Source organism: Paenibacillus sp. MAHUQ-63 (assembly GCF_028765165.1).
GTDB lineage: Bacteria > Bacillota > Bacilli > Paenibacillales > NBRC-103111 > Paenibacillus_E.
The window spans coordinates 666,293-679,449 of record NZ_JARADB010000003.1 but is presented as its reverse complement, the minus strand read 5'-3'; the positions used below and the strand labels follow the sequence as shown (position 1 = coordinate 679,449).

Below are 13,157 nucleotides of genomic sequence, written 5' to 3'. Positions count from 1 at the left end.
TCATGAGCTTAATACCAAGTAACTGCCATGCATTGTCATTTTGAACAGTTGAACTAGGAGGGGAACAAATGACTTACGAGATAGAGCGAACAACCGGGGACAGCGAATGGTTTACACACGACAGGTTCGGTCTCTTCATTCACTGGGGTCTGTACTCGCTGGCTGCGAGGCATGAATGGCTGCAGTCGCGGGAGAGATTGAGCGGTGAGAAATACCGCAACAAATATTTCGACAAGTTCGACCCGGACTTGTACGATCCTGAGCTATGGGCGCAGCTGGCCTGCGATGCGGGCATGAAGTATGCGGTGGCTACGACCAAGCACCATGAAGGCTTCTGTTTATGGGACACGAAGCTGACCGATTACAAAGCGCCGAACACGCCGGCCGGCAAAGATCTTATCCGGCCATTGGCGGAAGCGTTCCGTAACAGAGGGATGAAGGTAGGCTTTTATCATTCGCTGATCGATTGGCATCATCCGCACTATACTGTCGACACGAAGCATCCGTTGCGATTTGATGAGGAAGCGATTGCAGAAAGCGCTAAGAAGGACTTCTCGCTTTACCGGGAATATTTGTTCGGGCAAACGAGGGAATTGTTAACGGAGTACGGCGACGTGGACTTATTGTTCTATGATTTTTCGTTCCCAGCAGAGAACGGGCTGCCAGGGAAAGGCAAAGAGGACTGGGGCAGTACGGAGTTAATCAAGATGATACGCTCGCTGCAGCCAAACATTTTGCTGAACGACCGGCTGCAGATCGGCGGCGATATTACGACGCCGGAGCAGTATTTGCCGACCAAGTGGGTGCAGGTGAACGGGAAGCGGGTCGTGTGGGAGACACCGCATACGTTCAGCGGTTCCTGGGGCTACTACCGTGACGAAGAATCTTGGAAGAGCGTGGATATGCTGGTCAAAATGCTGATCGATGTCGTCAGCAAGGGAGGCAATCTGCTGCTGAATGTTGGGCCGACCGGAAGGGGCGAATTCGACGAGCGCTCGATCGACCGACTGAAAGGGATCGGCGAATGGATGAAGCGTCACAGCCGCTCGATCTATGGGTGCACGCAGGCGCCGGAAGCGATTCAGTGTCCGCAGGATTGCCGGCTGACCTATAATCCGGAGACGAACCGCATGTATGTGCATGTATACAGCTGGCCGTTCAAGAGCATTCACCTTTACGGCTTGGCCGGCCAAGTGGAATATGCGCAGCTGCTGAACGATGCATCCGAGATCCGGTTCAAGCAGGGGCAGGTAGAGAGCGGCATCGACAACGGCGCTTTCAAAGAAGGCAGGGACGAGTCGACGTTAGTTCTGTCACTGCCTGTGAAGAGGCCGAACGTGGCCGTGCCGGTCATTGAACTATTTATGAAAGGCGGGCCAGGACAACGATGAAGTCTATTACGCTAGGATATGAACGAAACGCCGCACCACGGGTGGCATTCGGCATCAGCCAGTTGAGAATGGCGCTTCAGGACTGCGGTTATACCGTGCATGAAGCGGACACGTCTTGGACATGGGACAGCTACCGGGCTCATCCGGGTTTGAAAATATATATCGGCAACCGGCAGGAAGCCGAATTGGTGCAGCAGTTAGAGCAGCGGGACGTGCTCTTGTATCACACGACGGCTCCGGAAGGTGAAGGTTTCTATTTGGCCACTTGTCCGGGGAGTCTGACCGTGATCTCCGGCGGAAGCGATTCGGGCGTACTGTACGGCTGCATGGAGCTTGCGCGCCGCATTCGCGACGCTCAGAAGCTGCCAAGCGACATCGCCTACGGCGACGGTCCGCGCTTTGCCTTGCGGGGGCCCGCGATCGGCTTGCAGAAGACGACTGTCGAGCCTCCGCGCCAGACGTATGAGTATCCGATTACACCGGAACGGTTTCCTTGGTTTTACGACCGCGACCTGTGGCTCGACTTCCTGGATATGATGGTCCAGGAGCGGTGCAACGTCGTTTACATCTGGTCCGGACATCCGTTCTCTTCCTTGGTGAAGCTGGCGGATTACCCGGAAGCGCAAGAAGTGACGGACGAGGAGTTGGCGCTGAATGCCGAGACATTCCGCTGGCTTACCGAGGAGGCGGATCGGCGCGGCATTTGGGTCGTTCTCAAGTTTTACAATATTCATATCCCTCTGCCATTCGCGGAGAAACACGGTCTGAAGCTGCATCAGCCGAAACCGCTGCCATTGACGAGCGATTACTATAAGAAGTCGATCACGGCTTTCGTGCAGTCGTTTCCTAATGCCGGACTTATGGTCTGTCTGGGCGAGGCACTCCAAGGACAAATTTACGGTGTGGAATGGTTCAATGAAACGATTCTCGCCGGCCTTCTCGAAGGCTTGAAAAACTCGAACGTGAAGGAGAAACCTCCGATTATTCTGCGTTCGCATGCCATCGAGCCGCAGAAGGTGATCGAGGCAGCCCTGCCTTTGTATCCGAACTTGTATACGGAGGCCAAGTATAACGGAGAATCCCTCACGACCTATACCCCGCGGGGTAAATGGCAGGAGACGCATAACCGGCTCGGTTCCTTACAGACCATTCATATTGTGAACGTGCACATCTTGGCGAATTTGGAGCCGTTCCGCTACGGCGCTCCTTCGTTTATCCAGAAATGTATGCAAGCCGCCAAATACCGGCTGAAAGCGAACGGATTGCATCTGTATCCTTTGTTTTTCTGGGATTGGCCCTATGCGCCGGACCGGGCGGAGAAGCGTCTGCGGCAGCTGGATCGCGATTGGATTTGGTTCGCGTCATGGTTCCGGTATGCATGGAACCCGGACCGCGACCCGGAAGCCGAACGCCACTATTGGATCGAGACGCTCGGCAGCCGGTACGGCAGCCGGGAGGCCGGCGAAGCGATTCTGGATGCGTATGAAGCATCCGGGGAATGCGCGCCGAAGCTGCTGCGCCGATTCGGCATTACCGAAGGCAACCGCCAGACGATGAGCCTCGGGATGACGATGAGCCAGCTCACCAATCCGGAACGCCATATGCCTTGGCCGGATCTGTGGGAATCCCAGTCGCCGCAAGGCGAACGGCTGGAGGACTATGTGGTCAAAGAGCTGAGCGGGCAGCCTCATGTCGGAGAGACGCCGGCGGATATTATCGGGGATGCTCAGCGGCATGCGCAGGAAGCGCTGGAGGCGATTGAACGTGCACGCAGCTTCGTCGCCCACAACGAGGACGAATACGAGCGGCTGGCCGGCGATATCGCCGCAATTCACCATATGGTGCAAGCGTATGCGCATAAAGTAGAGGCGGCGATTCGTATTTTGACCTACAAGCATACGGTCAAAGGGGAATATCATCAGCGTCTCGACTTGCTGGAAGAAGCGGCTGCAGAGCTGGAGGGGAGCTTGGACAGCTACAAGAAGCTCACGGCGCTGACGGAACAAACGTATTTGTTCGCCAACAGCATGCAGACGCCGCAGCGGAAGGTGCCGATTCGCGGTGGTATGGATTATCGTCACTGGACCGCCTGCTTGCCCTTGTACGAAGCCGAACTGAACGCATTCCGCACGCATCTGCAGGAGCTGAAGGCCGGATCGCTGCCTGCGGCGCTCAGAAATCTCAAGGCACCGATCGTGCGTTACGACGAAGCGCCATTTAAGCTGCTATCCGACCATGCCGAGGTGTACCGCGTGGAGAAAGGGGCGGAAGTATTCACGGATGGCGACATTCAAATTGTGGGCATTGCGGAGGAGCTGAACGGATTGAGCGGCATTCGCTTCAGCCAGAGACAGGCGGGCCTTCAAGGGCTGGCCGTCGAAATCGAGCTGCAGCAGCCGTCGAAAGTGCTGGTGGGGTACTTCAACAACAAGGATGAGCAGTGGCTGCAAGTGCCGAGTCTGGAGGAAAATACGCATGCGGACGACAGGGGCGGATATGCGCCGGTATTGCGCAAAGGTCTGCGTTTATACGCTTATCCTTCTGTGAATATGCACGCTTTTCTATATGAAGCGGGACGTCATGTGCTCGACTTCGGCAAGGGTGCCTTCTTGATCTTGGGCGTTGTCCCGGCCGACCAGGAGATGCGCGTGCGCGACGTGGAGCATAAGAACGACGGTGTCGACACATTGGATTGGCTGTACGAATAAAGGTGGGGGGAATCGGATGTCGGATACAGATACGACTTTATGGTATGCGCAACCAGCCGGAAACTGGTTCGAAGCGCTCCCCGTCGGCAACGGCCGGATCGGCGGGATGGTCTATGGCGGTACGGACAGGGAGCGCATCCAGCTGAACGAGGATACGCTGTGGTCGGGGCAACCGCGGGAAACGGCGAACCCGGAGGCGGCGAAGCATCTGGATTTCGTGCGGGAGCTGATCTTCGCGGGCAAGCATGCCGAGGCGGAGGAAATCATCGAGCGCCATATGCAAGGTCCCGAGATCGAATCTTATGTGCCGCTCGGCGATCTGGACATCATTCACGACGAGGCGGGCGGCGCCGGAATTTCGGATTACCGCAGGGAGCTGGATTTGGCCGAAGGGATCGCACGAGTGCGGTATGTGCAGCAGAGCGCCGTACATACCAGAGAGCTGTTCGTGTCGGCGGTTGACCAAGTGATGGCAATTCGTCTGCATGGCGAGCGTACGCTCGGATTAACGGCCGTGCTCGGCAGCCCGCTGCAATACCAGGTGCGCAAAGTGTCGGCCAATCAGGTGATGCTCACCGGTCGCAGTCCCGTGCAAATTATGCCTAACACGATCAAGTCGGCCGATCCCGTCCTGTATGAGGAAGGGAGGGGCATCCCATTCGCCATTCGCTTGCTGGCGCTGACTGATAAAGGCAGGGTGGAGGTAAGCGGCGGGCGGATCCGAGTGATCGGCGCCGGGACCGTCACGCTGCTGTTGGCCGCCGAAACCGGCTTCTGCGGCTTCGATCAGGATCCGGCGGGAGCGGGCGATAAGCCGGCCGAAGCGAGCGAAGCAAGGCTCGCGCATGCGGCATCGCTCGGTTACGAGAGGCTGAAAGAACGCCACCTGGCCGACCATGCAGCGCAATTCGGCAAGGTGAGCTTGAAGCTTGACGGACCGGATCGCAGCGAACTGCCGACAGATGTGCGGATTCAAGCGGTGCGAAGCGGTACGGAAGACCCGGGGCTGGCCGCCCTGTTCTTTCAATACGGACGCTATTTGCTGCTCGCTTCCTCTCGTCCCGGCACGCAGCCGGCCAACTTGCAAGGCATCTGGAACGAGAGCATACGTCCTCCGTGGTGCAGCAGCTGGACGACGAACATCAATATTGAGATGAACTATTGGCCTGCGGAAGTGACCAATCTGGCGGAATGCCATCTGCCGGTGTTCGACTTGCTGCGCGATCTCCGGCATACCGGACGCAAAGCGGCGGAAGTCAATTATGGCTGCAGGGGCTGGACGGCCCATCACAATATCGATCTGTGGCGGACGGCGACCCCTGTCGGCGGATCGCCCAGCTGGGCGTTCTGGCCGATGGGCGGGGCTTGGCTGTGCCAGCATCTATGGGAGCATTATGCCTATAGTCAGGACGAAGAGTTCCTGGCTCAAGCTTACCCGGTGCTGAAGGAAGCGGCCCTGTTCGGCCTGGACTGGTTAGTTGAAAGGCCTGACGGCAGCTTGACGACCTGTCCTTCCACATCGCCGGAGAACTTCTTCGTAACGCCTGACGGACAGCGAAGCAGTGTAACGCAGGGAACGACGATGGATGTGGCGCTCTTGAGAGATTTATTCGGTCATTGCCTGGAAGCAAGCCGGATCGTCCGGGATACGGATGATGCCTTCGCCAGTCGGCTGGAGCAAGCGCTTCTGAAGCTGCCGCCGTACCGTATCGGGAAGTATGGACAGCTCCAGGAGTGGAACGAAGATTTCGAAGAGTTCGAGCCGGGACACCGGCATACCGCCCACCTGGTCGCTCTGCATCCTTTGGACCAGATTACGCGGGAAGAGCAGCCGGAGCTTGCCGAAGCGTGCAGAAGATCGCTTGAGCGGCGCATGCAGAACGGCGGAGCGCATACGGGATGGAGCTGCGCCTGGATGATTAATCTGTGGGCACGGCTCGGAGAAGCGAGGCATGCTTCCCGGTACACGAACGAGCTGCTTGCGGGCCTGCACCCGAACATGCTGAATGCGCACCGGCATCCCAAGGTGAAGCTGAATATTTTCCAGATCGACGGAAATTTGGGGGGCGTTTCGGGAATTGCCGAGATGCTGCTGCAGAGTCATGGCGGTAAGGTCCAATTTCTGCCTGCGCTTCCTGAAGAATGGAAGTCAGGGGAGGTGAAAGGGCTCCGGGCTCGCGGGGGCTTCGAGATCGATCTGGCGTGGGAGAACGGCAAGCTGCTGCGGGCAGGCATCACATCAACGGCCGGCAAGGAGCTTCGCCTGCGTACGGCGGAGCCGTTAAGCGTGCGGCAGAACGGGCGCGATATTCCGCTTACAGACATCGGACCGGGCGTCGTTGCGCTCGGAACGGGCAAGGGCGAGCGTTACGAATTGGTTCCAAGGAGCGATGCGACATGAGTTACGGAGATGTAATCAAGGAATATATTTTTGAGGATGACAGACCTTTCCTGAGCTGTCATGCTTCGACGCTGGAGAAGCTGCCTGACGGACACGTCCTGGCGGCATGGTTCGGCGGAACGAAGGAGAAGGCCCCCGATGTTGCCATCTGGGTATCGCGCAGAACGGACGCCGGATGGACAGCGCCGCTCAAGGTAGCCGATCAGGACCATATACCGCATTGGAACCCGGTGCTGTTCCGCAGACCGGACGGCGAACTGTTCCTGTATTACAAAATCGGCACCTCCATTGAGGAGTGGGAGACCATGGTCATGCGCTCCTCGGATGACGGTTACACATGGACGGCTCCGGTGCCGCTCATCGCCGGGGATCGGGGGGGCCGAGGCCCGGTCAAAAACAAGCCGATCGTGCTGCATGACGGCACGATTGCCGCTCCGGCGTCGTTGGAGCCGGCCTGGGACGCCTTCGTCGATCTATCCGATGACGGCGGGGAGACATGGACGCGCAGCGAGACGGTTCCGCTCGACCGCAGCGCATTGACGGGCAAAGGCATCATTCAGCCGACATTGTGGGAATCCGAACCGGGCGTCGTGCACATGCTCCTCCGCAGCACGGAAGGAGCGATATACCGCAGCGATTCGCAGGATGGCGGGAAAACCTGGTGTCCGGCTTATCCGACAGAACTGCCCAATAACAATAGCGGAATCGATCTCGTCAAGCTGGAATATGGGGCATTAGCGCTCGTATACAATCCTACCCGTCCTGAACCGGGGAAACATAAAGGTCCGAGAACCCCTCTTGTTCTAGCGTTATCTAGGGATAACGGTCTATCCTGGGAACAGGAGCTGTTATTGGATGAAGGCGAGAAACAGTACTCGTACCCTGCGATCGTAGCGAAAGGCCAAGAGCTTTATATTACCTATACCTGGAAAAGGGAGCGAATTGCCTTTCAACGGGTTAGCTTAGAACTTTGAGCAGGAATGACCTATATTCTGGGAATATTAGGACTACTATTCTACTATCGTTTTATTATATAGTTAGAGGAAAGTTAAAATAGCGACAGATATTTTAATTTTGATAGGGGCGGATTTTTCTGACTGCTAACGATTTGAATCAACGACTATATGCAGGACGGAAAACGCTTCGCACGCATCCGGGCGCTTTGCTGCTCGGTTCAACGGGGGCGAGGCTGTGGGCCGATTATGTAGATCCGGTGCCTGGATTCTCCGGGCGATTCGATTTCATTCATAAAGTTAATATTCCCATATTGTTCCAAATCGATAATCATGTAACAAACAGTTATGAACCGTGCCAAACGGAATGGTATCCGAGTTACTTGCGCATGACTTATACGAGCACCCGAATGTCTCTGGAGGAGCGGAAGTTTATTTCCTGGAACGATTGCGCCGTCTCCTGTCAGACCTGGACGAACCACAGTGCGGAGGAACTCATCCTGCGGCTGCGTACGTATGCGGACGGCTTTGAGCTGCACGATGGCAAGCGCTTGCAAGGCATCTATCCCATTCCGCATTACAGCTTCGACGTCGCAGCCGCCATCTCGGTCAGCGACACGGAATTGTTAGATGGCATGCGCCTTGCGCCCGGACAATCCGCTACGTTCATCATTGCGGCGGCGCTGGGCATCTCCGGCCAGGACGAGATGAGCATGCTGCATGCTAGGGCGGCAGCGTTCACGGAGTGCGGCTGGACGGCCGATCAAATTGTCGAAAAGCAGTGCGAGGAATACCAGGAATGGTTCGATCATGCGCCGGCCTTCACTAGCAGCGACGCTCTGCTCGACAAAACATGGCTCTACCGCTGGTTCCTGCTGCGCCACAATTTGGCCGATCCGAAGTACGGCAACCTGACGTACCCGCTATTCTACGAAGGCAGGTCCCACAAGAAAAGCAAGGAACCCTTCAGCAAAGGCGGTTGGGAGTTCAGCAAGCTCATCAATCTGTCCGTTCCGCTTCATATCATGGATGCGAGATGGTACCAGGATGTCTCCTATGCGGAAGGCCCTTTGCGCAACATGGCGGAATCGCCGGGGGAGGGCGGCCAATTCTGTTGTCTGACTGTGGATACGGTGATGCATGCTTTCGCTAACTTTACTTGTTGGGCCGCTTACCAGCTGTACCTGGTGCACCGCAACCGGGATCTCATCGTCAAGTTGCTTCCTTCGTTCAAAAGTCAAATTTCGGAAGCGATTCGCGTACACGGCAACGAAAGCGATCACTTGATGATCGAATATAAACATACACGGACGGGGAAAGAGTACCAGCCTAGTTACTGGTATTTCCATAATTACCCGAAGAATCCGAAAGATAAACAAACTTATACACACCTGAAAAGAGTGGATCGAACGGTTTATCACTACTTGAATACGCTTGCATTAGCGTATATGTGCGAGATTGCCGGTGATACGCAGGCTGCCAGCTACCGCCGGTTAGCCGAAGCGATCAAGAAAGATATTCTTGAGAAAATGTGGGATGAAGAGACGGCCTTCTTCTATGATCTTCATCACGAGACGGACGAGAAAGCGTTCGTGAAGAATATCGTCGGCTTCTATCCGGCATGGGCGAAAATGATCGATGAGCCCTATAACGGTATGATCGGCCACTTGTTCAACGAGGATGAATTCCGAACGAAATGCCCGTTTCCGTCGGTGTCCGCCGATTGCCCGGCTTATTCCAAAGAGGGAGGCTGGATGGGGCATTATGTGAAAGGAAGAAACGGCTGCGTCTGGGACGGTCCGACCTGGCCCTATACGAATTCGATCACGCTCGACGCACTCGCCAAGGAGAGCAAGCGCAGAGATCATCAATATGACGACTTCTTCGCACACTCGCTGCGTGAGTATTCTTTCCTTCATTTTATGAAAAGAGATTTGAACCAACCCGGCCTTGTTGAGCATTACAACAGTGCAACAGGCGAACCGCTTAGCGATGAACAGGAATATAATCACTCGTTCTATATCGATCTCGTGATCAGCCATGTGGCCGGACTCACGATCGAGAAGGATTCGGTCATCTTGGATCCGCTGGATGCCGGCTTGGACTACTTCAGTCTGGATCGCGTGAAGGCGGCCGGAATGGAGTTTCGCATTACGTACAAGAAGCCTGGCGTGCATGCGGAGATACCTGATCTGAAGGACGGGTACCGGCTGTATGTAGACGGAGAGCTTGTATTCGCACACGATAAGCTGTGCCGAGTCGAGCTTCCGATAAGGAAATTAACGGGGACGAAAGGGGCGATCTTAACATGAGCAGATTCAATGGCGCGGTTCTGGAAGGGACTGCGGATACAACGATGCAGGAGGCCTACATTCCGGCCTTCCATCCGAATGACAATCATGCGGCTAATTTACTTGAACTGGATAATGGCGATTTGCTCTGTGTCTGGTTCTCCGGCAGCGGGGAGGGCAACCCGGATACGAACATCGTCATGTCGAGACTGGCCGCCGGGTCGCAGCAATGGTCCGAGCCGATCCAGCTGTCGGCGGATCCTGAGCGCTCCGAACAGAACCCGGTGCTGTTTCAAGCCCCGGACGGGAAGCTTTGGCTGCTCCATACGTCCAATGAACCGCACAACCAGAAAACATCCCGAATTGTCTACAGACTTTCCGAAGATCGGGGAGAGACATGGGGCGAAACAACTACGCTTGCAGACGGACTGGGAATCTTCCTGCGGCATCCTCCGGTTGTTCTGAACAACGGCGACTGGCTGCTGCCGGCATATTATTGCAAGCTCGAAGGACATTACAGCGTCGTGCTGATTTCCTCCGACGAAGGCAGGACGTGGACGGAGTACGAGGTGCCCGGCAGCACGCACCGCGTCCAGATGAACGTTGTCCAATTGGACGACGGCACGCTGTATGCGATGTTCCGCAGCCGGCAGGCTGACCGGATCTATACGAGCGTTTCGCAAGACGGCAAGAACTGGACCGTCCCGGTTAAGAGCGAGCTGCCGAACAATAATTCGTCGACACAGCTCGTGAAGCTGCACAACGGCAACTTGGCTGTCATCTACAACAATTCGACGATGGAGCGGGATCAATTCCGGTGGGTGCAGCGCAAGGGCGAATTCCGGAAGAAACCGCTCCGGACGCCGCTCACGCTTTCGATCTCGGAGGACAACGGCAAGACGTGGCCGTATTTCCGAAATGTTCAAATGGCGGATTTGGAATATAAAGAATCGGAAATCGGGTATTCCTATCCATCGATCATCGCGACGCGCGATCAACAGATCCATCTCGCTTTTTCTTATTTGCGGAAAGGAATTAAATACGTCCGAGTACCATCGAACTGGGTTCAAGAGGGATTGTCATAGCAGGAACCGGGAACGCGCGAGCAGCGTGTTCCCGGTCATCTCATCTTGCTGAGGATGCAAAGGCATGCATGCTTCCGTTCACAAATACTTGTAAGAAAAGGTGACGAAATGACTGGGAGAATCGATCATTTAAGCGGTGAATCATTTTTTGAAAATGGCTTGGACATTTTTTTGAACCGTGAATTGGAATCGTTTACAACGCTGCAGCATACGCACGATTTCGTTGAAATAAGCTTCGTCGGCGAAGGATGCGGCTATCATTACATCGATGATGAAGTGATATTCGTCAAGCAGGGCGATCTGTTTATTATCCCGGTCGGTACGTCTCACGTATTTCGCCCGTCATCCCCCAAGCAGGATAAGTTGCTGGTTATCTACAACTGTATTTTCCGAATCGATCTGCTTGTGAAATGGAAAGAACTTCTTCAGCAAGATTCCATCACCTACCATGCCATAAACGATCCGGCCAATTGCGCGCAGCGATGGCTGCATTTTCAGGATAAGCACGACACTTTTTCCGTAATCGTTCAGAACATGTACCGGGAATATTTGAAGAAAAGCCCGGGCTACGAAACGGTTTTGACCGCTCTGCTCATTCAAATGCTCGTGCTGCTTCAGCGGTTTGAAATGATTAAGGAGGCAGAGACCGCCTCGGTTCGGATGTTCGATGAGGTCGTGCATTTCATCAAGTCCCGCTACACGCACAACTTAACCGTCCAGGATGTGGCCGATTACTTTTTCTTGAGCGCCAGCCACTTTCAGCGGTTGTTTAAGAAGTCGACGGGCTTATCGTTTACACAGTATTTGCAAAATGTCAGGATACAGAAATGCTGTGAGCTGCTGAAATCCACCGATATTCCGATCTATCAGATCGCCAATCAGGTCGGATACCAAGATATGAAATTTTTCCATGCTCTATTTCGCAAAAAAACGGGTGTAACGCCAAGACAATACCGTCAAAACTTTCAGGAACTCGACGAAACCGACATCTCTTGTTAGTTTATGGAGCTGGCCATTGATATGGAGCAGCTTTTTTTGTTTGGCTGTTCCCGGCCGCAGGGACCTGAGAGCAGGATTCCCCCTATAACTAAGTAATCATCACCTATAATGCGTCCAACGCAGGGGTGTATAATAAAAACCAAGCGTATTGAAACCGTTATCAATAGTATGTTGATCTGACCTATAGGAGGTACAGTAATGGGGCGAATTCTATTAAATCATGTTGAGAAACGTTTCGGTAAAGAGAGAGCATATGCGGTAAAAGATTTCAATCTGGAGATTCAGGATGGCGAGTTTATTGTCATGGTCGGGCCTTCCGGCTGCGGCAAATCGACAACGCTGCGCATGATCGCGGGCCTGGAGGATATCACTTCGGGAGAGCTCTATATCGGAGATAAATTGGTGAACCATTTACCGCCGAAGGATAGGGATATCGCTATGGTATTCCAGAACTATGCCCTGTATCCGAACATGAGCGTGTACGAGAACATTGCGTTCGGTTTGCGGCTCAGGAAGATGGCCAAGAACGAGATCGATCAAGCGGTCAAAAGCACATCGCGCGTATTGGAGATCGAGCCTTTCCTCGACCGTAAGCCAAGGCAGCTATCCGGCGGACAGCGGCAGCGTGTCGCGCTTGGCCGGGCGATCGTCCGTAATCCGCAAGTTTTCTTGATGGATGAACCGCTCTCCAACTTGGACGCGAAGCTCAGAGTCCAGATGCGGACCGAAATCATCGCTCTGCAGAGGCAATTAGGCGTAACGATGGTCTATGTGACGCATGATCAGGTAGAAGCGATGACGATGGGACACCGTATTGTCGTCATGAAGGATGGCGTCATTCAACAGGTGGATACGCCTAAGACGATCTATAACAATCCGCGAAATATGTTTGTTGCCGGCTTCATCGGCTCTCCGCCGATCAATTTTATCGAAGGCAGAGTGCTGGAAGGCAGCGAAGGGACGCTTGAGTTCCACACCAACCGGTATTACTTGAGAATTCCACCGCGTCATGCAGACATGTTAAGAAAGCATAAGAAAGTGGAACGGACCGTCATCTTGGGGATTCGCTGTGAGAATATTCACCTGGACCCTGCAGTTCGCGAGGCCAATCCGCATTCGCAAATTACCGGGATCCAGAAGCTGAATGAATTAATGGGAGCGGATATGTATTTGTATATGGACATCGGCAGTCCTAAACTGCTCATTGCCAGAGCGCAGTCCGATCATGATTTTACAGACGGTGAGAAGCTCGTTTTAACGATAGATATGCAGAAAGCACTGTTCTTCGATAAAGATTCCACTGAGAATCTGTCGTACTAGTGCAGAGCA

8 protein-coding genes are annotated in these 13,157 nt (G+C 54.5%); all 8 read left to right on the top strand.

Translation table 11 applies throughout. The annotated features are described in order from the left end of the window. Positions 1-68: 68 nt before the first annotated feature. The 8 genes from PUT07_RS19100 (at position 69) to PUT07_RS19065 (ending at position 13,148) form a co-directional block, all read left to right on the top strand. Positions 69-1,391: an alpha-L-fucosidase gene (locus tag PUT07_RS19100; RefSeq protein ID WP_274469951.1), complete on the top strand. Its 1,323-nt coding sequence runs from the start codon at positions 69-71 to the stop codon at positions 1,389-1,391. Beyond that, the gene (locus tag PUT07_RS19095) at positions 1,388-4,099 is read left to right on the top strand and encodes a hypothetical protein (RefSeq protein ID WP_274469950.1); all 2,712 of its coding nucleotides are present in this window, start codon (positions 1,388-1,390) and stop codon (positions 4,097-4,099) included. The genes PUT07_RS19100 and PUT07_RS19095 overlap by 4 nt, the downstream gene beginning before the upstream one ends. Before the next feature lie 16 nt (positions 4,100-4,115). Next, positions 4,116-6,500 carry a glycoside hydrolase family 95 protein gene (locus PUT07_RS19090; RefSeq protein WP_274469949.1) on the top strand — a complete coding sequence of 795 codons (2,385 nt, stop codon included), beginning with the start codon at positions 4,116-4,118 and terminating at the stop codon, positions 6,498-6,500. After that, positions 6,497-7,474 carry a sialidase family protein gene (locus tag PUT07_RS19085; RefSeq protein WP_274469948.1) on the top strand — a complete coding sequence of 326 codons (978 nt, stop codon included), beginning with the start codon at positions 6,497-6,499 and terminating at the stop codon, positions 7,472-7,474. The genes PUT07_RS19090 and PUT07_RS19085 overlap by 4 nt, the downstream gene beginning before the upstream one ends. 134 nt (positions 7,475-7,608) lie before the next feature. Beyond that, complete coding sequence (locus PUT07_RS19080; RefSeq protein WP_274469947.1) at positions 7,609-9,765, top strand: MGH1-like glycoside hydrolase domain-containing protein; 2,157 nt, start codon at positions 7,609-7,611, stop codon at positions 9,763-9,765. After that, a complete protein-coding gene (locus tag PUT07_RS19075; protein ID WP_274469946.1) occupies positions 9,762-10,829 on the top strand; it encodes a sialidase family protein in 1,068 nt (355 codons plus the stop codon). The genes PUT07_RS19080 and PUT07_RS19075 overlap by 4 nt, the downstream gene beginning before the upstream one ends. Positions 10,830-10,937: 108 nt before the next feature. After that, positions 10,938-11,828 (top strand): AraC family transcriptional regulator, encoded by an 891-nt coding sequence (locus PUT07_RS19070; RefSeq protein ID WP_274469945.1) that lies wholly within the window; start codon positions 10,938-10,940, stop codon positions 11,826-11,828. Between the two features lie 198 nt (positions 11,829-12,026). Further along, entirely contained in the window at positions 12,027-13,148 is a 1,122-nt protein-coding gene (locus PUT07_RS19065) for an ABC transporter ATP-binding protein (protein WP_274469944.1), read from the top strand. Positions 13,149-13,157 lie beyond the last annotated feature (9 nt).